Origin of the sequence: Pseudomonas sp. BMW13 (assembly GCF_013357275.1) — a bacterium.
Lineage (GTDB): Bacteria > Pseudomonadota > Gammaproteobacteria > Pseudomonadales > Pseudomonadaceae > Aquipseudomonas > Aquipseudomonas khazarica.
The window spans coordinates 62,951-85,226 of sequence record NZ_SUKD01000005.1; the positions used below are offsets into that span (position 1 = coordinate 62,951).

Here is a 22,276-nt window from a genome sequence, read left to right on the forward strand (position 1 = left end):
GGGTGAAATCGCCGGCCGCAGGGCCGGCGATCCATCAGTTGGCGCTGGCCAGCACGGCACGGCCGATGTATTGCACCGGTCCGCTCGGGCGGTTGTAGGGTGAGCCGCCTGCGGGTTCCAGGGTGAGCTCGAACAGTTGCCCGGCCTGTACCGCGCCTATCCGTTCGGCGGGCAGATGCAGTGGCTGGCCAGCCTCGACCAGCCCCAGCGATCTTGGGCCGTCAGCCGGGTCCTGCAGCGTCCAGAACTGCAACGTGCGGCCTTCGGGAATGCGATCGGCGACCAGCGGTTCGAGTTGCAGCGTGCCGTCGCCGCCGACCTGGATCACCCAGCCGGGCTGAGCCGCTTGCCCTGGCTGTTGCAGGACGACGGTATAGCGTTCACCTTCGACCTGCGGAGCCTGCAGCAGCGGCAGCAGGATGGCGACCAGCAGGGCCATGGCCAGAGCCGCAGTGGTGAGGCGCCAGGTCAGCAGGCTGTTCCACCAGCTGGCCGCGAGACCGCTGCGCGGCGTGTCTGTCGTCCCCAGGCTGTGCCTGATGCGCGTCCAGAGTGCCGGGGAGGGCTGCTGGGGCGGCAGCTGGTCGCTCAGTTCGAGGAAATGCCGCTCCCACTCCAGGGCCATGCGGGCGGCGTCCTGATCCTCTTCCAGCAGTTGGTGTATCTCGGCGGCGTCAGACGCGTCGAGCAGACCGAGCAGGTATTCGCCGATCAAGGCGCGGCGTTCTTCGGGATCATGCGGAATCATGCTTGCAAACACTCCTGCAGCGCGCGCAGGCCGGCGCGGATACGGCCTTTGATGGTGCCAAGAGGGGTGCTCAGGCGCTGGGCGATCTGTTCGTGCGTCAGGCCGCGATAGAAGGCCAGCAGAATAGGCTGACGGCGTGGCCGTTCCAGGCGCTGCAGGCAATGGCGCAGCAGGCGTCGCTCGGAGCGTTCCAGTGCCTGTGCTTCGGCCTGGGGGGCATCGTCCAGTACACGCTCGATGAAGCCGTCGTCCATCTCGACGTGGCGGGTGCCGCTGCGCAGCGCGTTCAGCACCCGGTAGCGCAGAATGCTGTGCACCCAGGCACGACCGCTGCCCAGCTCTCGCCGGTAGCGTGCGGCGTGCTGCCAGATGCGCACGAAGGCGTCGTGCAGGCAGTCTTCGGCGACGTCACGACGGCCGAGCATGCTGATGGCCAGCCCCAGCAGTTGCCCGGCTTCCTGGCGGTAGAGGGCCTGGAAGGCGCGCTCGTCTCGGCGGGCACAGGCTTCCAGGGTACTTTCATAGTCGAATTCGCGCGCAGCCATGGGGTGTCCGTCGGCCTGAGAAATCCTCATGCAGCTTATACCCGCCAGCACGACGACTGGATCATCGCCAGGCAATAAAAAATCTGTGCAAGGCCGCCTCAGGGGCGGCTGTAGGCCTCGTCGAGCGAGACCCAGCGCTCCAGCGGGCCCTTGCGCGAGAGGTAGCGGATCATCAGCCAGTCGCCTTGCTGGTCCAGCACCTCGCAGACGTCACCGGCGATCAGGTAGGCCTTGCTCCGGCTGCTGGCGTCCGGTCGCGCATGCAGATACAGGCGTGGGCTGGGGACGGTCCAGCTCACGGGCTGATCACCGTCGTCGAGGGCGCGGCTGGCGATGACCTTGCCGTACGGGTCGAGGGTCCTTTCGAATACGTGGAAGAACACTGGCGCGTCCGGGTCGTGGTGACGCATCTGCAGCGTCTTGTACAGCCAGGGCGTGCCGGAGGCATCGAACCGGTAGGCGTCGTAATACCAGCGCGGGCCGCTGCGGCATTGGCTGTACAGGGCGCGTTCGGCCGGCTTGGCCTGCAGCTCCGACAGCTCGCCGCAGTTGGCGCGGTCCAGCAGGGCCTCGGGCATGTGCAGGCGTTCGAAACCCTGCCGGTCGGGGCGATAGAGGTAGAGGTGGTAGCTCGAGTTGACCATGCCCACGGGCACGCGTATGGCCAGGTCGGGATGACCGTCGAAGTCGTAGTCGTCGACCTCGAAGCCGGGCGCGGCGTCCACCTCGTTACCCTCGGGAATGCTCAGTTCGATACGGCTGCCGTCGGGCTGCTGCAGAACGTAGCCGTCGCCCTGTTGCAGTACCTGGGCCTGCAACCCGTTTTGCGGTTCGAAGCGAGGCAGCTCGGCCAGGGCACAGGCGGGCAGGAACAGCAGCCAGGCCAATGAGTGGAGTCGGGGCATGCGGCAATCCTTTGCGGGTCGGCAGGCAGCCGCTGCTGCCTGCCGGTGAATGGGTGTTTTCAGCGCGGCAGTTCGATGCGCGCGGTTTCGCCAGGTACCTGCGGCCAGTCGCCGGCCGCCCAGCGTTGGCGGGCCTGGTCGATCAGTTCCGCGCTGCTGGCGACGAAGTTCCAGTTCATCCGGCGTGGGCCGATGGGCTCGCCGCCGATCAGGGCCAGGTGGCATTCGCCACAGGCCCCGAGCAGTGGGGTTTCTCCGGCAGGGATGACGGCCATGGCACGGGTCGGCAGCGCTTCGCCATCCAGTTCGGCGTCGCCGTCGATCAGGTACAGGGCGCGCTCGCTGTACTCGGCCGGAATCACCAGGTTGGCGCCGGCGGCCAGGCGCAGCTCGGCGTAGAGGGTCGGTGAGCGAACCGCGACAGGGGATTCGAGGCAGAAGCCCTTGCCGGCGATCAGGGTGATGCGTACGCCAAGCGCGTCGCTGCATGGCAGGGAGGACGCAGGGTGGTGACTGTAGCTGGGTGCGCAGCGTTCCTCGGCCTCCGGCAATGCCAGCCACACCTGCAGCCCGTGCAGGCGCTTGTTCTGCCCGAGCTGCGCCTGCGGGGTGCGCTCCACGTGGGCGACCGCATCGCCGGCAGTCATCCAGCTGACGTCGCCGGGCTCGACCAACTGATCGGAGCCGAGACTGTCCTTGTGCTGCAGCTGGCCCTCGAACAGGTAGGTGAGGGTGGACAGGCCGATGTGCGGATGCTGGGCGATGTTCATGCCACTGCCAGCGGGATACGCCTGTTCCAGCATGTGATCGAAGAAGACGAATGGGCCGATGCTGCGAAAGCGTGCCGAGGGCAGGGGGCGCAGGATCGGCTGGCCGGAAATGTCCTCGGCACGTGGGCGGATCAGCTGCAGTTCGCTCATGCCAATGCTCCCGCCAGACGGGTCTCGACCTGGATGTCGGTGCTGGTCATCAGCTTGTGGATCGGGCACTTGTCGGCGACGCGCAGCAGCTGCTGGCGCTGGGCATCGTCCAGCGGCCCCCTGAGCGCCAGCTCGACGACCAGGCGGTAGTTGCCTTCGCGCTCCTCGCTGTCGTCACGCTCGACGTTGACGTCGATACCTTCCAGCGGCAGGCCACGCTGGCGCGCATAGAGCAGCAGGGTCATGGCCTTGCAGGTACCGAGCGAGGCGTCGAACAGGTCATGCGGGTCGGGGCCGGCACCTTCTCCGCCGAGTTCGGGCGCGACGTCCCCGAGGAGCTGGTGCGAGCCGATTTCGATCGCCTGTTGCAGGCCCTTGCGGTGATGGATGCGGATCATGGCTCTTCCTTAGGATGCGAGGCTGGATGGCAATGTCCGCCAGCCTAGCCCAGTGCAGCAGGATCACACCAGTGCCGACAGCCGCACATCGGCGCCCAGCACACGCAGCAGGCGGCCCTGCGCATCGACGATGGGTACCGACACGGTGAAGCAGAAGTCGTCGGTCGCCGACGAGCGATAGACCTGGGTGATGTGGCTGCGCATCTGCTCGGCCACGGCACGGAACCAGGGCCGCTGGCTCCAGTCCCGGCCCCGGCAACTGGCCGCGCTGCCCTGTGCGATGTCGGCGGCGAAGACGTTCTCGGAGATCTGCACGCCGCGACTGTCGACCAGGTAGAAGAGTTCGAAGCGTGCATCGCGTGCCAGGGTTTCGCCGAGCAGGCGTTCGGCAGCCGCCACATCCCCTGACAGCGCCGCTTGCCTGGCCAGCTGTTCGACGCTGGCACGTACCGCGCTGTGGATTTCCAGGCGGAAGTCACCCAGGCCGGCGAGCAGGCGGTCGCCATCCTCACGCACCGCCTTGCTGTGGTGCAGTACCTGACCGGCCTTGCCCAGCAGCTCACCCGCGACCTGGGCGATGTTCTGCACGTCGCCGTTGATCGAACGTACCGCCTGGCCGATCTGCTCGGTGCCTGCGGCGATCTGGCCGACCTGGGCATCCAGCCGGTCCATGGCCTGGCGGGTGCTGCCCAGGCCGTCGCTGACGGCGAGGATGCCGGCGCGACCGTCGGCCACCGCCTGGTTCATGTGCTGCCCGGCATCGCCGAGCTGCTGCATGCCTTCACGGAAGCGCTCGATGATGTCGCTGACCTGGCCGGTGGCGTCGGTGGTGTGGCCCGCCAGGCGTCGAACCTCTTCTGCGACCACGGCGAAGCCTCGGCCATGCTCACCAGCCCGCGCGGCCTCGATCGCGGCATTGAGTGCCAGCAGGTTGGTCTGCTGGGAAATGCTGGCGATCACGCCGATGACCTTGCTCACCTCGTCGAGCTGCCCGGCCAGGTGCTGGATGACCTGGGCCAGCTGCGCCTCGCTGGCGTCGATCACCTCGACCTGGCGCAGCACGGCCTGGCCGCTTTCCTGACACTGGTGCAGGGTCGCGGACACCTCCGCCGACAGGCGCGCGACCGCGCCGGCACCCGGCACCAGTTCCGCGTCGAGGGTGGTGGTGACCTGTTCGCTGGCGCTGGCGATCAGCTCCGACGATTGCGCCAGGGTCTGGCCGCTCTGCTGGTTGGCTGCGGCGATGCGGGCCAGTTGCGGGGCATGCGCGGCGATGCCGACGGCGGCGCCCAGGCTGGCACGGATGCGCTGCTGGAGACCGGCGCTGAAATCGTTGAGGCGCGTCATCCACTGATAGTGGTCCGGCAACCGGATGGTGAGATCGTGTTGTTGAAACAAGGCATCCAGTGCGGCCTCGTCCCTGGCTTTGCGGGCGGGCTTGCGCAGCAACTGCAGCATGATGGTTCCCCTCTGAGGTCTACCCGACGCACTGCAAGCCAGGTGCCATCATCCTGCACCGCCCGCATGGCCCTGACTGCGGGCGGTGCCGGGTGGCGGCGAGCGAATCTGGTGCGCCGGTCGTGCCGGCCGCTCCAGCGGGGTGCGGCGAACGGTAAGGGGCCGGCGAACTTGCCCCACCTGCCGCGGGTCTATGGTGCTCGTACCGTCAGGAGGACTCGACGTGCTCATACGCCGAAAGATGTCATGGATAGTCGCGCTCAGTGCCGCGATTGCCTGCAGCGCCGAGGCGCGCGATTACCGTTACAGCGATGCTCACCTGCACTATGTCGACTTCTTCCAGGAAAGCGCCGGCATGGATGCCTTGCTGGAGAAGATGGCCGAGAACAATGTCGAGCATGTGATGTTTTCCGGTATCCCGGTTGCCAAGAAATGGGACGAGGACGAGCCCAAGCGTCCGCGCTACTACGCCGGTGACGATGCTAACGCCTATTGGTACAGCGCCACCGACGTGTTCATCGCCGCCGCCTACAAGCGCCTGCCGGCCGAGCAGCGCAAGCGCTTCCATCCCTTTCTCTCCGGCTTCAATCCCAACGACAAGAACGCGGATGCGCATATCCGCCGCATGCTCGAACTGGACCCGGGGTTGTGGCAGGGCATCGGCGAGGTGTTCACCCGGCATGACGACCTGACCGCACTGATTCACGGCAGTGCCCCGCGCGCCGACAACGAAGCCCTGGCCCGCGTGTTTCACCTGGCGGCGGAGTACGACCTGCCGGTGATGCTGCACTCCAACGTCACCTCCAAGCGCGAGCGGGAGCCGCTGTACCTGGAGGAGATCGAGGCACCGCTGCGCAATCATCCGCATGTGCGCTTCATCTGGGCGCATGCCGGCACCAGCGCGGAAATTCACCGTCACCAGCAGAAGCTGGACTTTCTCCTCGACACCCTGGAACGCATGCTCGGCCAGTACCCCAATCTGTACATCGACCTGTCCTGGACCATGCTGCGCCCGTATCTGCTGGATGCGGACGGCAAGCCGGACCCGGACTGGGTCCACCTGGTCAGCAGCTACCCTGAGCGTTTCATGATCGGCTCGGACGTGGTGGGGCGCTTCGACAGCCTGGGTGACTACATGACGGGCTTCGACCCCTTTCTCGACGCGCTTCCCGAGGACGTGGCGCACAAGGTCGCGCGCGACAATTTCCTCTCGGTGCTGCCGCGCAGGGTGCAGGCCGAGCTCGACCCCTGATCCGTTGTCATCAACCTGTCATTCGGGCGTCATAGGCTCGCGCTCATTTCAACGAGGAGCGCGTCATGCATCACACCCGAATGACTCTGATTGCCGGCCTGTTGGCCTGCTCCGGCCTGGTCCAGGCCGATGTGCGTGTGGAAGGTCCGGTCGAGTACGGCGTTTTCAGCAGCCAGTACAAGGATTTCCAGCCTGGAGAGCGAGTGCTGACGCGCAGCAATCAGGATATCGAGCGTACCGAGGAGATTCCCGCCAGGCTCGGCACCAAGTTCGGCATGCGCTACAGCCTGGCCGGCAAGCGCGAGGGTGATCTGCCGCTGACCCTGCTGTACCTGACGCCTGGCGTGGTCACCCCGGATGGTCAGCGTCACGACAAGTTCGAAGTGCAGCAGAAGCTGGTGGTCGGGGCGCCGCAGGACGTGATGGCGTTCGAGTTCACCGAACACCACGAGGTGGTGCCCGGCGAGTGGCATTTCATCGTCTATCAGGGCGATCGCAAGCTGGCCGAGCAGCGCTTCCAGGTCCGCTGATCAGAGCAGGATCAGCGCCCAGGTCAGGGCAATGATCAGCAGCGCCAGCAACTGCGCGGCGCTGCCCATGTCCTTGGCCTGCTTCGACAGTGGATGCAGGTTCAGCGAAATGCGGTCGACCACCGCTTCGATCGCCGAATTGAGCAGCTCCACCACCAGTGCCAGCAGCGGCGTCAGCATCAGCAGGACGCGTTCGACGCGGCTGACATCCAGCAGGCAGGCCAGCGGCAGCAACACCAGGTTCAGCCACACCAGCTGGCGGAACGCGGCTTCGCCCCGATAGGCCGCGCGCAGGCCGGCCAGCGAGTAACCGGTGGCGTTGAGGATCCGCGTCAGGCCGCTGCGGCCCTTGAACGACAGGGCGTCGAGGTCGGGGGCTCCACTCATGGCTGCAGCACTCCCCAGGGGTTGTTGAGCGCGTGCTGGTAAGCCTGCTGCAGGTACTGCACGTCGCCGTCAGGCATGTCGCCACGGTGGCGTTGCAGTTGGCCGAGGTCGTGCCGGGAAGCACTGGCGACGCGCCAGCGGCGGCGCCCCTTTTCCAGGTCCAGCAGGGCGATATCGACATCGTCGGCGCCGCGTACCTTGACGAAGATGTGCTTGGCGTAGCAGCAGCCATGCTGCCAGCCGCCCAGGTGCATGCGGGCCAGGGTCAGGGCCAGTTGGCGCAGCATCTCCCGGGTCAGCGCGGTGGGCATCTGCTGGGCATACCACTGCTCCAGGCTGATGAAACCCTGCAGGGCTTCGGTGACCAGCAGCGCCTGCCAGTCTCCGGCCTGACGGCGTGCCGCGCAGTAGACGATGTTGGGCGTGCGGATGCCGAGGCGGGCGAGGGCCCGGTAGGCCTGCAGCTCGCGCAGGATGGTCGGGCGCCCGAGGGGATGGCGCAGTGACCGATGGATGTGGCCGTTCTGGCGCTTGCAGTACAGCGGCGGCCGGGCGTTGTCCCGGCTCTGCAGGAGCAGCACGCCGCTTTCGCCACCACGGCGCTGATTGGCCGGCTCGACCCACTCGCCGGGGCTGTGCCACCAGCGATCGAATTCGGTGGCGGGCAGGGCGCCGATGGCCTTCTCGGTGAGGATGCCCATCTCAGGCCTCCTTGCGCAGCACGTAGGTGCGCCACATGGCATAGCCCGGCAGGAAGTCCAGGTGGCCGATGATCTCGAAGCCAGCCTGGCGGAATTCGCCTTCGATCACTGCGCGCGGCACGACGAAACGATTCTGGTTCTGCGTGGCACGGCCCTCGGCCGCCCGGCGTTCTTCCAGGCGGCGACGCTTCCAGGCCTTGTAGTTGCCATCGACCCAAAGCGAGACGATCACGCTGTCACGGCTGACCCGGTGAAACTCGCGCAGCACGGCGACGCGGTGCTCGGCGGACTCGATGTGGTGCAGCAGGCGGATGCAGAAGATGCAATCCACGGCGTTGGCGCCCAGGTCGATATCGAAGGCCGAGGTGCGGAAGCTGTTGATCCGGGCCACCACCTCGGGCGGCTGCGCGGCACGCGCGGTGGCGATCATGTCGGCAGAGTTGTCCGCCGCGAGGATCACCCGGTTGGGCTGCTCGCAGAGCATCGGCCAGAATCGCCCGGCGCCGCAGGGCAGGTCGAGTACCAGATTGGGTTCATCGGCCAGCTTCAGGGCATGGCGTGCCACCTGTACGTCGCGCCAGTGCGACAGGCGACGGGCCAGGCCGTCGCGATGCTTGTGCAGGTAGTGCTGGGCGTGGTCGAGATCGTACTTGCGGGAGAATTCCAGCTCGATGGGGCTTGGCTTGGGCATGACGAACGTCCGCTGATGGATACGTTCGTCACCCTAGGCGTCGCGGCATCAAGGCAATGTCAAAGAGATGTGAAAAAAACGTCAAGCCTCGCTGTTCAGGGCCACGCGGAAGCGGGTATCGCCCGGTTCGCTCTGCAGGCTGACGCTCCAGCCCTGCTTGGCGCAGATGCGCTTGACCAGCGACAGCCCCAGGCCGAGCCCTTCACCGCGCGCCTGGGCGCCACGGACGAACGGCTGGAAGATGCGCTCGTGCTGCTCGGCTGGAATGCCCGCGCCACTGTCCTCGATGCGAAAGGCGCCGCGTTCCAGGATCAGGCGCACGCTACCGCGTTCGGTGTAGTGCAGGGCGTTGCGCAGCAGGTTGGCCATCACCGTGGCGAGGAAGGTGGTGTTGTAGCGGCCGTCGTCCTGGCCTTCTTCGATCAGCTGGAAGTCCAGGCCTTTCTCCTTCATCAGTGCGCCCCAGCGACTGGCCTGCTCCTGAGCGATGGTGGCCAGCGGACGGGTGCCCATGAGCACCGCCTCGTTGGACTTGTCGCGCGCCAGTTCGAGGAAGGTCTGTACCAGCTCGCGCATCTCCTCGGTCGCCCGCGTGATGCGTGCCAGCTGCTCCTTCTCGCGCGGCGCCAGGGGCGCCTCGGCGAGCAGTTCGCACGAGGTGGCGATGACCATCAGCGGCGTGCGCAGTTCGTGACTGACGTCGCTGGTGAACAGGCGTTCGCGCTCCAGCGACTGGCGCACCTGGCCCAGCGTGCTGTCGAAGGCGGCGGCCAACTGACCGATCTCGTCATCCGGATAGTCCGGGGCGAGGGGCGGAGCCAGTGGATGCAGCTGGTCGCGATGGCGCACCTGCTGCGCCAGGCGGGTGACGGGAGCCATCACCTTGCGCGCGGTGATCAGGCCCAGGCCCCAGGCGGCGACCACGGTGAGCAGGAAACCCGCCAGCACGACGTTGAACAGGGCATTTTCGCGGGCTTCGAATTCCTCTTGTTCCTGCACCAGCATGTAGGTCTGGCCGTTGATCTCCTGCACGTAGACATAGAGCGCTTCGTTGCCGCTGACGACCTCGTTGAAGCCTTCCGCCAGGCCGTCGTACTCGGCCGGGATGGCGTAGTCGGGGTTGCTCGAGGAGAAAAAGCGGGTGCTCGAGTCGAGGCGCGGCGGGCGCCCGTGGTGGATGTCCTCGTTCAGCGTTTCGCCGAGTTCGCGGCTCATCTCCTGTGAGACCAGGTGCTCCTCGATGAAGTGCACCACGGCGACGATGCTCAGCGAGAACAGGCCGCTGACCATCACGGTCATCAGCACGAAGGCGATCAGGATGCGCCGTTCGAAAGGCTGCTTAGCCAGCATGCTCGTTCTCCGCCAGGCGGTAACCCACGCCGTGGATGGTGTGCAGCAAGGGGCTCGGGAAGGGCTTGTCGAGCACCTGGCGCAACTGGTGGACGTGGCTGCGCAGGCTGTCGCTGTCGGGGCAGTCGTCGCCCCACAGGGCTTCCTCCAGCGCTTCGCGGCGCACCACCGCCGGGCTGCGCTGCATGAGGATGGCCAGCAGCTTCAGCCCCAGTGGGTTGAGCTTGAGCGGCTGGCCGGCGCGGCTGACGTGCAGGGTGTCGAGGTCGTAGAGCAGGTCGGCGATCTGCAGCTGGCGTTTGCGGGTGCCCTGACTGCGCCGCAGGATGGCCTCGATGCGGGCCACCAGTTCGGAGAGGGCGAACGGCTTGATCAGGTAGTCGTCGGCTCCGGCGTTGAGGCCCTGCAGGCGGTCGTCCAGCGCATCGCGGGCGGTGAGCATGAGGATCGGCACCTCGTTGCGGCCGTCCTCGCGCAGGCGCTTGCACACCTGGTAGCCATCGATGCCCGGCAGCATGATGTCCAGCACGATCAGGTCGTAATGCCCGGTGCTGGCCAGGTGCAGGCCGCTGAGGCCGTCCTGGGCGCAGTCGACGCTGAAACCCTTGAGCTGCAGGTAGTCCAGCACGTTGGCGAGGATGTCGCGGTTGTCTTCGATGACCAGAATGCGCATCGGCGAATAGTCCCGGGTTTGACGAATTTTTCACACGGCTTTGACGAACGGCTCACGGCGCACTGAGCAGACTTCGGCTCGTTCATCCCACAAGGATCATACGATGCCTCGGCTCCATTACGCGCAACTTCGTTATCTGTCGATCATTCTGCTGGCCTGGCTGGCGGTCTTCTTCCTGACGCGCAGCGTGCTGCTGCTCAGCCACCTGGGCGACGCCAGCGTGTCCCTGACGGACCTGTTCGGGCTGTACGGCGTCGGCCTGGTCTATGACCTGAGCTTCCTGGTCTACGCCGCCATCCCCATGACCCTGTACCTGCTGCTGTGCCCGGCCTGGCTGTGGCGCCGGCGCTGGCACCAGCGCATGCTGGTCGGCGTGGTCGCGGTCAGCCTGTTCGTGATGTTCTTCACCGCCGTGGCGGAGTGGCTGTTCTGGGACGAGTTCGGGGTGCGCTTCAACTTCATCGCCGTCGACTACCTGGTGTACTCCAAGGAGGTGGTGAACAACATCCTCGAGTCCTACCCGATCTATCCGCTGCTGTCGCTCCTGGCGGTCGTGGCCATCGGCCTGACCTTCGCCCTGCGTCGTACCCTGCACGCCGCGTTGCAGGCTCCGCGCCTGCCGTTCAGCCGGTCGCTCTATGGCGTGCTGATGCTGGCCCTGCTGGTCGGCCTGTGCAGTGGCCTGGTCGGCCAGGACGCACCGCGCGGCCTGGGCGGCAACACCTATCAGCGTGAGCTGGCGAGCAACGGCCCATATCAGTTCTTCGCCGCTTTCCGCAACAACGAGCTGGACTACCGGCAGTTCTACGCCACCTTGCCGGACGGTGCGGTGGCGGGGCTGCTGCGCGAAGAAGTCAGCGAACCCAATGCACGCTTCATCGGTCGCGACCCGGAAGACATCCGCCGGGTCATCGACAACCCCGGCAAGGCCAAGCCACTGAACGTGGTGCTGGTGACCATCGAAAGCCTCAGCGCCAAGTACCTGGGGAGCTTCGGCGACACTCGCGGGCTGACGCCGAACCTCGACGAGCTGCGCAAGCACAGCCTGGTGTTCACCAACCTGTATGCCACCGGCACCCGCACCGATCGCGGCCTGGAGGCGATCACCCTGTCGATTCCGCCGACCCCGGGGCGGTCGATCGTCAAGCGCATCGGCCGCGAATCCGGTTACGCCAGCCTGGGCCAGCAACTGGGCGCCAAGGGCTACGACAGCGTGTTCGTCTATGGCGGGCGCGGCTACTTCGACAACATGAACGCCTTCTTCGGCGGCAACGGCTACCGCATCGTCGACCAGAGCAGCGTCGCCGACGCCGACATGAGCTTCCAGAACGCCTGGGGCATGGCTGACGAGGATCTCTATCGCCAGGCCATGAAGGTGGCCGATGCCGATCATGCCAGTGGCAAGCGTTTCTTCCTGCAGCTGATGACCACCTCCAACCATCGTCCCTACACCTATCCCGATGGGCGTATCGACATCAAGTCGGGGGAGGGGCGCGAAGGCGCGGTGAAGTACACCGACTACGCCATCGGCCAGTTCCTGGCCGAGGCACGGAGCAAGCCCTGGTTCGACGACACCCTGTTCGTCTTCGTCGCCGACCACACGGCCGGCAGCGCCGGGCGCGAGGACCTGCCGGTGGCCAACTACCACATCCCGCTGTTCGTCTATTCGCCCAAGCACGTTAAGCCGGCCGAGTACACCGACGTCGTCAGTCAGATCGACGTGGCGCCGACGCTGATGGGCCTGCTCAACCTCGACTACGTGTCCACCTTCTTCGGCCGCAACGTGCTGCGCGAGGACCATGCGCCGGGCCGCGCCCTGCTGGGCAACTACCAGCACCTGGGGCTGTTCGACGGGCATGACCTGGCCATCCTCAGTCCGCAGCAGGGCATGCGTCGCCACGAAGACGCCCTGGGGCTCAGCCACGAGGCGCGTGTCGACACCACCGATCCCTTGTTGCGCCGTGACATCGCCTACTACCAGGGGGCCAGCCATGCCTACCAGAAGCGCCTGATCGCCTGGCAGGCCGACAGCGGCGATGCGCAGCATGTCAGCCAGCGCTAGTGCCGCCGAGGAGACCTCAATGACTTCGCGTTATCTGGACTTTCGCCTGGCCCTGGGCATCCCCCTGGCCCTGATGGCGGCCTTGCTGCTGATCGACCCGGCCCCGCTGGACTTCGCCCTGGCCAACCTGTTCTACGAACCGGGGCAGGGCTTCATCGGGCGCCACAGCTTCTGGCTGGAGGACATTCTGCATGACCGCGCCAAGCAGGCCGTGATCGTCGTCGGTGTGCTGGCGATCGTCGGCTTCGTCCTCAGCCTGTTGCCGACGAGGCTGCGCGCATGGCGCCGGCCGCTGGGCTATCTGGTGCTGGCGCTGGGCCTGTCGACCGCGGTGGTAACACCGCTGAAGGCCCTGACCGGCATGCATTGCCCCTGGAGCCTCAGCGAGTTCGGCGGCCAGGAGCAGTTCACCCCGTTGCTCGCCGAGCGGGCCCCCACGGCCAAGCCCGGGCGCTGCTGGCCGGGCGGGCATGCCTCGGCAGGCTTCTCGCTGCTGGCGCTGTTCTTCGTCCTGCGTGATCGCCGCCCACGGGCCGCCCGCGTTGCCCTGGCCGTGGCGCTGGGCCTGGGTTCGCTGTTCTCGCTCGGACGCATGCTGCAAGGCGCGCATTTCCTCTCGCACAACGTCTGGACCTTGCTGATTGACTGGGTCATCTGCCTGGTCACCTACCGGCTCGTGCTCTACCGCGCGCCGGCCGTTCACTCCGCGGATGCTCGATTGGTGATGGGAGGGCAGCTTCAATGACAGGTTATCTGCAACTGGCTCGACTGGGTCTTGCCGCACTGGTGTTCCTCGGCGCTCTGCTGGCGCTGCCACTGAGCATGGCCTGGGGCGCCAGCAGCGCGCTGCCACTCGAGCCGGCTCACCCGGCGGGCTGGGCGCAATCTCTGGAGCCGCGCCTGAACCTGTACCGCATGGGGCCGGGGCTGTACCGCAGCGCCTTGCCGAAGGCCACTGACTGGCCGGCCCTGCAACGGCTGGGCGTGACCACGGTGGTCAATTTCTACCAGCACAGCGACGCTGAATGGCTGCGCGATCCGCAGGTCACCCAGGTGCACCTGCCGATGCATACCGACCGTGTCGACGACAGTGATGTGATCGCCGCGCTGCGCAGCATTCGCGAGGGCGAAAGTCGCGGGGCCGTGCTGATCCACTGCAAGCACGGGCAGAACCGCACGGGACTGATCGCCGCCATGTACCGGGTGATCTACCAGGGCTGGAGCAAGGAGCAGGCGCTGGCGGAGATGGCCGGCGCAGGCTTCGGTGGCGAGGACCGCATGGTCGATGCCGAACGCTATATCCGCGGGGCCGATGTCGGCGCGCTGCGCATCGCTCTCGAAAGCGGTGCCTGCAGCACCAGCCCCTGGGCACTCTGCGCGCTCAAGGCGAAGCTGACGTCGCTGGTCGAGGGCGTGTGAGGTGGGCGCATCGCGCCTGCTCGGCGGCATCCTGACGCTGGCGCTGCTGGGCGGCTGCGCCAGCCTGCGCGAGCAGTTGCTCGCGGCCGATTATCCGCCGACCTACGTGGACGGCTTCGAGGCCGGTTGCAGCTCCGGACGAGCGACGGGCGGCCCGCTGGGCGGGTTCGACAAAGCCCCGCTACGCTATCAGCGGGAGCTGCTGTATGCGCAGGGCTGGGATGACGGTTTTCGCCAGTGCGAGCAGGTGCAACATGCCGATGACTGGCGCTGGGCGCGGGATCAGCAGCGCAGTGACCGGGAGTGGCGTCACCAGGTCGATCAGGCGATGGCCAGCGCGCTGCGCCGTTAGCGCAGGTTCGCTATCAAGCGTTGGCGCGCCGTGCCGATAGTTACGCAGGGAGTGGCTTCGGTTTCCCCAGGTCCCCCGCCGGATCATGCGGCGGAGGTCTCGATTTCCGTGCGTAAAAGGAGTTTCGCCACATGTCGCTGCGTAATCTGTCCATTGCACCTAGAGCAGCCCTGGGCTTCGGTCTGGTGGCGTTGCTGGTGATCCTGCTCGGGATGTTCTCCCTGCTGCAGATGTCCGAAATGCGCAAGCAGTCCGCTGCGGTCGACAGCAACTGGCTGCCCAGTGTCATGGCGCTGGGGGAGTTGAGCCAGGACTCTCAGCGTCTGCGCGCACTCACCCTGCGCATGCTGGTCAGCCAGGATGCGGCGACGGTACAGGCCAGCCTGCGTACCGTCGAGGAGCTGCGGGCCAAGCTCGGCCAGGCCGAAGCCAACTACGAGAAGCTGATCTCCAGCGATGAGGAGCGCGCGCTCTACGACCGCTTCAAGCAGGCGAAGACGGGCTACCTGGGCGAGCAGGAAAAGATCACCGCATTCGTCCGCCAGGACGATTTCGAGCAGGCCAAGGGGGTCATGAGCGGTACGATCAATCAGCATGCCGATGACATCTCCCGGGCGCTGACGGCGCTCGCCGCGCTCAATCGCAGTGGCGCCGCCGATGCCGCCACGCAATCGATCGCGGTGTTCGAGTCGGCACGTGTCTGGGGCATCGTGATGATGCTGGTGGCGGCGCTGATCACCGTCGCGCTGGCCATGCTGCTGACTCGCAGCATCGTCGCGCCGCTGAGCGAGGCGGTGCAGGTGGCGGAAGTCGTGGCCTCGGGCGATCTGACCCAGAACATCGAGGCCGAGGGCAAGGATGAACCGGCGCGCCTGCTGCTGGCGCTGCGCAGCATGCAGCAGAGCCTGCGCAGCACCATCCAGGGCATCGCCGATTCCTCCAACCAGCTGGCCTCGGCCTCCGAGGAGCTGCATGCGGTGACCGAGGATGCGACCCGCGGCCTGCATCAGCAGAACACCGAAATCGAGCAGGCCGCTACCGCGGTGAACGAGATGACCGCCGCCGTGGAGGAGGTGGCGCGCAATGCGGTCAGCACCTCGGAGGCCTCGCGCGAGTCGAACGTCACCGCGCAGCAGGGGCGCGAACAGGTGCGCCAGACCGTCGACTCGATCAGCCAGCTCAGCGACGACGTCGGCAGCACGGCGGCCGAGGTGGAGCAACTGGCCGAACGTGTACGCGAGATCAGCAAGGTCCTCGACGTGATCCGCTCCATTGCCGAGCAGACCAACCTGCTGGCGCTCAACGCCGCCATCGAAGCTGCTCGTGCCGGGGAAGCCGGGCGCGGTTTTGCCGTGGTCGCCGACGAGGTGAGGGCGCTGGCGCACCGCACCCAGCAGTCGACCCAGGAGATCGAGCAGATGATCGGTGGCATCCAGGACGGCAGCGAGCGTGCCGTCACCTCCATGCAGGGCAGCAACGGGCGTGCGCGCTCGACGCTGGAGGTCGCACAGGCTGCCGGGGTGGCGCTGGAACAGATCACCCAGGCGATCGCCTCGATCAACGAGCGCAACCTGGTCATCGCCAGCGCCTCCGAGGAGCAGGCGCAGGTGGCGCGTGAGGTCGACCGCAACCTGGTCAATATCCGCGATCTGTCGATGCAGACCTCGGCCGGCGCCGACCAGACCAGCGCGGCCAGCCAGGAGCTGTCGCGCCTGGCGGTGGACCTCAACGGCCTGGTGGCGCGCTTCAAGGTCTGAGCGCAGCCGGCAAAAGAAAACGGCGCCCTGGGGCGCCGTTCTGCTTACAGCCGGGTGGCGATCACTTGCCGTTCCAGCGCTTGAGCACCAGGGTGGCGTTGGTGCCGCCGAAACCGAAGCTGTTGCTCATCACGGTGTCGACCTTGGCGTTTTCCTCGGTCTTGCAGAGGATCGGCAGGTCGGCGACTTCCGGGTCGAGTTCTTCGATGTTGGCCGAGCCGGCGATGAAGTTGTTCTCCATCATCAGCAGGCAGTAGATCGCTTCCTGTACGCCGGCGGCGCCCAGCGAGTGGCCGGAGAGGCTCTTGGTCGAGCTGATCTTCGGTGCCTTGTCGCCGAACACTTCACGTACACCACGGATTTCCGCGACGTCACCGACCGGCGTCGAGGTGCCGTGGGTGTTGAGGTAGTCGATCGGCGTGTCGACGGTGGACAGTGCCTGCTGCATGCAGCGCACGGCGCCTTCACCGCTCGGGGCGACCATGTCGTAACCGTCGCTGGTGGCGCCGTAGCCGACGATTTCGGCGTAGATCTTCGCACCACGGGCCAGAGCGTGCTCCAGTTCCTCGACCACCACCATGCCGCCACCGCCGGCGATGACGAAACCGTCACGCTTGGCGTCGTAGGCGCGCGAGGCCTTTTCCGGGGTCTCGTTGTACTGGGTGGAGAGGGCGCCCATGGCGTCGAACAGGCAGCTCTGGCTCCAGTGCTCCTCTTCACCGCCGCCGGCGAATACCACGTCCTGCTTGCCCAGCTGGATCTGTTCCATGGCCTGGCCGATGCAGTGCGCGCTGGTGGCGCAGGCCGAGGAGATGGAGAAGTTCACGCCCTTGATCTGGAACGGCGTGGCCAGGCAGGCGGAAACGGTGCTGCCCATGGTGCGGGTGACGCGGTATGGGCCGATGCGCTTGACGCCTTTCTCGCGCAGGGTGTCCAGGGCTTCCATCTGGTTGAAGGTGGAAGCACCGCCGGAACCGGCGATCAGGCCGGTACGTGGGTTGGAAACCTGCTCGGGAGTCAGGCCGGAGTCCTTGATCGCCTGTTCCATGGACAGGTAGGCGAATGCGGCGGCATCCCCCATGAAGCGCATGATCTTGCGATCGATCAGCTCTTCCAGGTTCAGGTTGACCGAGCCGGAGACATGGCTGCGCAGGCCCATTTCGGCGTAGGCAGGGTTGAAACGGATACCCGATTTACCCTCGCGCAGGCTGCTGGCCACGCTTGCTTTGTCACTGCCCAGGCAGGAAACGATGCCCAGACCGGTAATCACGACACGACGCATGTGCAAGTCCTTCAGAAACTGTCAGTGGAGGTGAACAGGCCGACACGCAGGCCTTCGGCACTGTAGATCTCGCGACCATCGACGCTGACGCTGCCGTCGGCGATGCCGAGGATCAGCGAGCGGCTGATGGTGCGCTTGATATGAATGTTGTAGGTGACCTTCTTGGCGGTCGGCAGTACCTGGCCGAAGAATTTCACTTCGCCACTGCCCAGGGCACGGCCGCGGCCGGGGTTGCCCTGCCAGCCGAGGTAGAAGCCGACCAGCTGCCACATGGCGTCGAGGCCCAGGCAACCGGGCATGACCGGGTCGCCCTCGAAGTGGCAGCCGAAGAACCACAGGTCCGGGTTGATATCGAGCTCAGCGACGATTTCGCCTTTACCGTACTTGCCGCCGGTTTCGCTGATGTGAGCGATGCGATCGATCATCAGCATGTTGGGGGCGGGCAGTTGCGCGTTCCCCGGGCCGAACAGTTCGCCGCGGCTGCAGGCGAGCAGGTCTTCCCGGGTGTAGGCGTTTTGTTTTGTCATGCGAGCTCCTCAATTGTCCCCACGCTTCTAAGGCTGGGCGAATCGTCCTGGCCGGCCACGCCCGGTGGGCATATGCCGGCAGCCTAGTCATAGACTGTTGCGTTGTGGTGAAAGTCACAGCGCAGTGAGTACAGTTGTACTCCGCTGGCCGCGCAATGTCACAGACCCTGCAATTTCTCCTTGTAACCCGTGTTCGTCATCAGGGCTACTGGCCTAAGGTCGCACCGGTAGCCAGCGCTGCAGAATGCGCTGCAGATCCGCACGTTTGAACGGCTTTGCCAGGTAATCGTTCATCCCGGCCGCCAGGCAAGCTTCGCGGTCGCCCTGCAGGGCATTGGCGGTCAGGGCGATGATCGGCACATCCTGGCCTTGTTGCAGCAGGCGGATCTGTCGGGTCGCTTCGTAGCCGTCCATGACGGGCAGGCGGCAGTCCATCAGGATCGCCGCATAGTCGTTCTGCGTGCAGCTCTGCACCGCCTGCTGGCCGTCTCCGACCAGGCTGACCTGATAGCCGAGGCTGCGCAGCATGGCCTCGATCACCGTCTGGTTGACCGGGTTGTCCTCCACCAGCAGCACGGCCTGGCCATCGCCTGCGTCCTGGCCGAGGGGCAGGTTCTCATGGTCATGCGGCCGTTCGCTGTAGGTGCGGAAAGGCAGCGGGATTTCCAGGGTGAACACCGAGCCGCTGCCCAGCTGGCTGTCTGCCCGCAGGGTGCCGCCCATGCGCTCGGCCAGGGTCCTGGCGATCGGCAGGCCGAGGCCGGTGCCGCCGTAGCGTCGGGAAATCGAGGTGTCGGCCTGCTGGAAGGCGTCGAACATGTGTTCCAGGCGTTCGCTGTCGATGCCGATGCCGCTGTCGTGGACGGCGCAGGTGAACCACAGCACCTGCTCATCCAGCGGCTGCCAGTGGGTCTCGACGCGGATGTGGCCTTCTTCGGTGAACTTCAGCGCGTTGCCGATGAGGTTGACCAGAATCTGCCGGATGCGTGTCGGGTCGCCGCGCACTTCCAGCTGCTCCAGGCCGGCCTGCTTCTCCAGCAGCAGCTGCAGGCCGCGCTGCTGGGCGCTGTGCTGGAACACCTGGATCGAGCTCTGCAGCAACTCCAGCAGGTTGAAGGGAATGGCCTCCAGCTCCAGCGCGCCACGCTCGATGCGGGAGAAGTCGAGGATGTCGTTGATCACCTTGAGCAGGTGCTCGGTCGATTCGGTGGCCAGCGCCGCGTACTCGGCCTGTTCGTCGCTGAGGCTGGTGGTCTCGAGCAGTTGCAGCATGCCCAGCACACCATTCATGGGGGTGCGCAGCTCGTGGCTCATCATCGCCAGGAAGTCCGACTTGGCGCGGTTGGCCTGTTCGGATTCCTCGCGTGCCTGGATCAGCTCGGCAATCGCCTGCTGCTGTTCCTGGCCGCTCTGTTCCAGCGCACAGGCGAGGTTGTTGATGTGGCGGGCCAGGTCGGTCAGTTCGTCGTTGCCGCGTTCGACCAGCGCCGGTCGGTAGTCGCCGCTCTGGATGCGCTCCAGCGCCTGACCCATGGCGCTGAGCGGCTGGGCCAGGCGTCTGGCCAGGCGCCTGGCGAGGAGGAAGGTCAGCAGCAGGGCGACCAGCGAGAGCACGCCGGCCTTGAGCAGGATTTCCTGTTGGCGGGCATTGAAGGTGTCGTTGGACATGCCGATCACCACGCGCCCCAGGTAACCGTTGCCAAGCACCTTGCCCAGCGGCAGCTGTTCGCGGGTCTGCGAGGCGTGCAGGCGAATCGCGGCCTGGAAGACTTCCACCTGCGGGGTGCTCTGCCCCTGTTCCTTGGCGCGTTCGACGTACACCAGGATGTTGTCGTCGCGATCACGGACTTCGGCGAAGCGCACGTCGGGCGTGCTCAGGGTGGCGCGCAGGAGGTTTTCCAGGATGCTCAGGTCGCCGTTGAGCACACCGTACTCGGTGGCTGGCGCCAGCTGGTTGGCGATCAGCTGGCCGGTGTGGCCCTGCTCCTGGCGCAGGTCCTGCAGGCGCGTGAACGTGAGAAAACCCGTCAGCAACAGGGTCAGCAGCAGCGCCGGGCCAACGCTGATCAGTTGCGTGCGGGTATGAATGTTCCAGCCACGGCGTTGCCTCGAGGCCCTACCGTCCCTGGTTGGATGTGGCGCTGCCGCGTCTGAGCGTGGCGGGCAGGGCTCGGGCAAAGGCTTGCCTGTTGGCACGAATTGTCCTTGGCAACTGACGTCGATCCGGCATGTTAACGCAGCTGCCGGGCTTTACCAGTGGCAGGCGCGCGCACTCTGCGGTAATTCGCGTTTGTGCCACCTATCTGCCCGTCCGTGCTGAACTTTTGCCCTGGCCGGGTACTCTCGGCTCCGTATAATGAGCGCAGACCGCCATCACCCATGGCCTCATTCGGAAGACATATGACAGAGCTCCAACCCATTGCCGTCCTGGGTGGCGGCAGCTTCGGTACCGCCCTGGCCAATCTGCTGGCAGAGAACGGCCAGCGTGTCCTGCAGTGGATGCGTGACCCTGAACAGGCCGAGCAGATGCGCCAGAGTGGCGAGAACCCGCGCTACCTGAAGGGCGTGAAGCTGCACCCCGGGATCGAGCCGACCAGCGATCTGGCCGGCGTGCTGCAGCAGGCCGAGCTGGTGCTGGTGGCGTTGCCGTCGAGCGCATTGCGCGACGCCCTGCAGCCCGTGGCCGGGCAGTTGGCGAACAAGATGCTGATCAGCACCACCAAGGGCATTGAGGCCAAGAGCTTCAAGCTGATGAGCCAGATTCTCGAAGAGATCGCCCCGCAGGCGCGTATCGGCGTGCTGTCCGGCCCGAACCTGGCCAAGGAAGTCGCCGACCACGCACTGACCGCCACGGTGATCGCCAGCGAAGACGAAGCGCTGTGCCTGTGCGTGCAGCAGGCGCTGCATGGCCGGACCTTCCGGGTCTACGCCAGCGCCGATCGCTTCGGTGTCGAGCTGGGCGGTGCGCTGAAGAACGTCTACGCCATCATGTCCGGCATGGCCGCCGCGCTGGGCATGGGCGAGAACACCAAGAGCATGTTGATCACCCGTGCCCTGGCCGAGATGACCCGCTTTGCCGTCAAGCTCGGCGCCAACCCCATGACCTTCCTGGGGCTGGCAGGGGTCGGCGATCTCATCGTCACCTGCTCGTCACCGAAAAGCCGTAACTATCAGGTCGGCTTCGCCCTCGGCGAGGGCCTCAGCCTGCAGGAGGCGGTGGAGCGCCTGGGCGAGGTGGCCGAAGGGGTCAACACGCTCAAGGTCCTCAAGGCGCGTGCCGAGGAACTCGACGTCTACATGCCGCTGGTCGCGGGCCTGCATGCCATCCTCTTCGAGGGGCGTACGCTGGCTCAGGTGATCGAACTGTTGATGGCCGGTGAACCCAAGACCGACGTCGACTTCATTCCCACCGCAGGTTTCTAGCAGCGCTAAGTCAATCAAGGAGAGTTGAAGCATGAGCGATGAAAAACAGGAGCTTGAGCGCGAGTCGATTCTGTTGCGCATTCTGTGGATGGTGATCTTCGTCATCGTCTGGCAACTGGCCGAGCTGCTGCTCGGCGCCGTGGTGCTGCTGCAACTCGGCTATCGCCTGTTCTACGGCGCACCGAACGCCAGCCTGCTGGGCTTTGGCGACAGCCTGAGCCAGTACCTGGCGCAGATCGGTCGCTTCGGCACCTTCAACAGCGACGAGAAGCCCTGGCCGTTCGCCGACTGGCCGACGCCGCGGGCGCCGGAAGGCGAGGCCGCACACAGCATTCCACCCGCTGCGCATCCGGTGCGCGACGAGGAGCCCAAGCTGTGAGGCTGTGGCTGTTGCGACATGGCGAGGCCGAGCCTCGGGCCGCGAGCGATGCCGCGCGCGAGCTGACCGCCCATGGCCGCAACGAAGTGCTGCAGGCGGCCGCCCAGCTCGCTGGCCGGCCACTGACAGCCATCGTCGCCAGCCCTTACGTGCGCGCTCAGCAGACGGCCGAGCTGGTGCGCGAGACGCTCGGCTTCGCTGGCAAGGTGAACACCGTGCCCTGGCTGACGCCCGACAGCGACCCGCGTGACGTGCTGAAGTACCTCGACGAGCGCGAGCGAGCCGAGGTGCTGCTGGTCAGTCACCAGCCCCTGATCGGTGCGCTGGGTGGCCTGCTGGTGCATGGGCACCGCCAGGATCCATTGCCGATGCGTACTGCGAGCCTGGCCGAGCTGGAAGGCGACATCCCGGCTGCGGGGCTGATGGAGCTGCTCGCGCTGATCCATCCGCACTGATCTGCCAGGGCTGCGGACTGACGCGAGCCCTGGCGAGATGTGTCCTGTCGAGAAACATTTCT

Annotated in this window: 24 protein-coding genes and 1 pseudogene; 10 read left to right on the plus strand and 15 right to left on the minus strand. The window is 66.1% G+C overall.

The features are described from left to right. Positions 1 to 34 precede the first annotated feature (34 nt). From E4487_RS05395 to E4487_RS24805, 7 genes and pseudogenes are all read right to left on the minus strand, one after another. A complete protein-coding gene (locus E4487_RS05395; RefSeq protein ID WP_175252863.1) occupies positions 35 to 748 on the minus strand; it encodes an anti-sigma factor domain-containing protein in 714 nt (237 codons plus the stop codon). Continuing rightward, entirely contained in the window at positions 745 to 1,293 is a 549-nt protein-coding gene (locus tag E4487_RS05400; protein WP_134675925.1) for a sigma-70 family RNA polymerase sigma factor, read from the minus strand. Before E4487_RS05400 ends, E4487_RS05395 begins: the two co-directional genes overlap by 4 nt. 98 nt (positions 1,294 to 1,391) lie before the next feature. After that, entirely contained in the window at positions 1,392 to 2,198 is an 807-nt protein-coding gene (locus E4487_RS05405) for a hypothetical protein (protein WP_175252864.1), read from the minus strand. A 59-nt stretch (positions 2,199 to 2,257) separates the two neighbouring features. Continuing rightward, positions 2,258 to 3,118: a pirin family protein gene (locus E4487_RS05410; RefSeq protein WP_134675923.1), complete on the minus strand. Its 861-nt coding sequence runs from the start codon at positions 3,116 to 3,118 to the stop codon at positions 2,258 to 2,260. Beyond that, positions 3,115 to 3,516, minus strand: coding sequence for an OsmC family protein (locus tag E4487_RS05415; protein ID WP_037051940.1), 402 nt, complete (start codon positions 3,514 to 3,516; stop codon positions 3,115 to 3,117). Before E4487_RS05415 ends, E4487_RS05410 begins: the two co-directional genes overlap by 4 nt. A gap of 63 nt (positions 3,517 to 3,579) precedes the next feature. Then, positions 3,580 to 3,720, minus strand: a complete 141-nt coding sequence (locus E4487_RS24800; protein WP_371923278.1) for a PDC sensor domain-containing protein — start codon at positions 3,718 to 3,720, stop codon at positions 3,580 to 3,582. 423 nt (positions 3,721 to 4,143) lie between these two features. Next, positions 4,144 to 4,485, minus strand: a pseudogene (locus E4487_RS24805) (methyl-accepting chemotaxis protein); the annotation flags it as partial. A gap of 730 nt (positions 4,486 to 5,215) precedes the next feature. Here E4487_RS24805 and E4487_RS05425 point away from each other — a divergent pair. Both E4487_RS05425 and E4487_RS05430 read left to right on the plus strand, forming a co-directional pair. Further along, entirely contained in the window at positions 5,216 to 6,226 is a 1,011-nt protein-coding gene (locus E4487_RS05425; RefSeq protein WP_047586474.1) for an amidohydrolase family protein, read from the plus strand. A 65-nt stretch (positions 6,227 to 6,291) separates the two neighbouring features. Beyond that, positions 6,292 to 6,756, plus strand: coding sequence for a DUF3859 domain-containing protein (locus E4487_RS05430; protein WP_037051948.1), 465 nt, complete (start codon positions 6,292 to 6,294; stop codon positions 6,754 to 6,756). Here E4487_RS05430 and E4487_RS05435 read toward each other — a convergent pair whose 3' ends face one another. From E4487_RS05435 to E4487_RS05455, 5 genes are all read right to left on the minus strand, one after another. Then, positions 6,757 to 7,143 carry a diacylglycerol kinase gene (locus E4487_RS05435; RefSeq protein ID WP_175252866.1) on the minus strand — a complete coding sequence of 129 codons (387 nt, stop codon included), beginning with the start codon at positions 7,141 to 7,143 and terminating at the stop codon, positions 6,757 to 6,759. It lies immediately after the preceding gene. Continuing rightward, positions 7,140 to 7,844, minus strand: a complete 705-nt coding sequence (locus E4487_RS05440) for a lipopolysaccharide kinase InaA family protein (RefSeq protein WP_175252867.1) — start codon at positions 7,842 to 7,844, stop codon at positions 7,140 to 7,142. The genes E4487_RS05435 and E4487_RS05440 overlap by 4 nt, the downstream gene beginning before the upstream one ends. Position 7,845: 1 nt before the next feature. Continuing rightward, complete coding sequence (locus tag E4487_RS05445; RefSeq protein WP_037051954.1) at positions 7,846 to 8,535, minus strand: class I SAM-dependent methyltransferase; 690 nt, start codon at positions 8,533 to 8,535, stop codon at positions 7,846 to 7,848. A gap of 81 nt (positions 8,536 to 8,616) precedes the next feature. Further along, positions 8,617 to 9,885 (minus strand): HAMP domain-containing sensor histidine kinase, encoded by a 1,269-nt coding sequence (locus tag E4487_RS05450; protein WP_175252868.1) that lies wholly within the window; start codon positions 9,883 to 9,885, stop codon positions 8,617 to 8,619. Then, positions 9,875 to 10,558, minus strand: a complete 684-nt coding sequence (locus E4487_RS05455) for a response regulator transcription factor (protein ID WP_047586466.1) — start codon at positions 10,556 to 10,558, stop codon at positions 9,875 to 9,877. The genes E4487_RS05450 and E4487_RS05455 overlap by 11 nt, the downstream gene beginning before the upstream one ends. Before the next feature lie 103 nt (positions 10,559 to 10,661). Between E4487_RS05455 and E4487_RS05460 the strand changes: the two genes are divergently transcribed. From E4487_RS05460 to E4487_RS05480, 5 genes are all read left to right on the plus strand, one after another. Further along, entirely contained in the window at positions 10,662 to 12,620 is a 1,959-nt protein-coding gene (locus tag E4487_RS05460) for an LTA synthase family protein (RefSeq protein WP_175252869.1), read from the plus strand. A gap of 19 nt (positions 12,621 to 12,639) precedes the next feature. Then, positions 12,640 to 13,365, plus strand: a complete 726-nt coding sequence (locus tag E4487_RS05465) for a phosphatase PAP2 family protein (RefSeq protein ID WP_150609457.1) — start codon at positions 12,640 to 12,642, stop codon at positions 13,363 to 13,365. After that, positions 13,362 to 14,039, plus strand: coding sequence for a tyrosine-protein phosphatase (locus E4487_RS05470; protein WP_175252870.1), 678 nt, complete (start codon positions 13,362 to 13,364; stop codon positions 14,037 to 14,039). Before E4487_RS05465 ends, E4487_RS05470 begins: the two co-directional genes overlap by 4 nt. A gap of 1 nt (position 14,040) precedes the next feature. Then, positions 14,041 to 14,391: a hypothetical protein gene (locus E4487_RS05475; RefSeq protein WP_175252871.1), complete on the plus strand. Its 351-nt coding sequence runs from the start codon at positions 14,041 to 14,043 to the stop codon at positions 14,389 to 14,391. Between the two features lie 131 nt (positions 14,392 to 14,522). Then, on the plus strand, positions 14,523 to 16,148 hold the full coding sequence (locus tag E4487_RS05480) for a methyl-accepting chemotaxis protein (RefSeq protein WP_134675916.1): 1,626 nt from the start codon (positions 14,523 to 14,525) through the stop codon (positions 16,146 to 16,148). Positions 16,149 to 16,209: 61 nt separating this feature from the next. Here E4487_RS05480 and fabB read toward each other — a convergent pair whose 3' ends face one another. The 3 genes from fabB to E4487_RS05495 form a co-directional block, all read right to left on the minus strand. Beyond that, a complete protein-coding gene (fabB, locus tag E4487_RS05485; protein ID WP_037051981.1) occupies positions 16,210 to 17,430 on the minus strand; it encodes a beta-ketoacyl-ACP synthase I in 1,221 nt (406 codons plus the stop codon). Between the two features lie 11 nt (positions 17,431 to 17,441). Next, a complete protein-coding gene (gene fabA / locus E4487_RS05490) occupies positions 17,442 to 17,957 on the minus strand; it encodes a 3-hydroxyacyl-[acyl-carrier-protein] dehydratase FabA (RefSeq protein WP_037051983.1) in 516 nt (171 codons plus the stop codon). Positions 17,958 to 18,170: 213 nt separating this feature from the next. Continuing rightward, complete coding sequence (locus tag E4487_RS05495; RefSeq protein WP_244976514.1) at positions 18,171 to 20,045, minus strand: ATP-binding protein; 1,875 nt, start codon at positions 20,043 to 20,045, stop codon at positions 18,171 to 18,173. 312 nt (positions 20,046 to 20,357) lie between these two features. Between E4487_RS05495 and E4487_RS05500 the strand changes: the two genes are divergently transcribed. Genes E4487_RS05500 through sixA form a run of 3 tightly spaced genes read left to right on the plus strand, consistent with a single transcriptional unit; the run spans position 20,358 to position 22,214 of the window. Beyond that, entirely contained in the window at positions 20,358 to 21,380 is a 1,023-nt protein-coding gene (locus E4487_RS05500; protein WP_134675915.1) for an NAD(P)H-dependent glycerol-3-phosphate dehydrogenase, read from the plus strand. A gap of 31 nt (positions 21,381 to 21,411) precedes the next feature. Next, complete coding sequence (locus tag E4487_RS05505) at positions 21,412 to 21,759, plus strand: DUF4389 domain-containing protein (protein WP_037051991.1); 348 nt, start codon at positions 21,412 to 21,414, stop codon at positions 21,757 to 21,759. After that, positions 21,756 to 22,214 carry a phosphohistidine phosphatase SixA gene (gene sixA, locus E4487_RS05510; protein ID WP_150609465.1) on the plus strand — a complete coding sequence of 153 codons (459 nt, stop codon included), beginning with the start codon at positions 21,756 to 21,758 and terminating at the stop codon, positions 22,212 to 22,214. The genes E4487_RS05505 and sixA overlap by 4 nt, the downstream gene beginning before the upstream one ends. Positions 22,215 to 22,276: the final 62 nt, after the last annotated feature.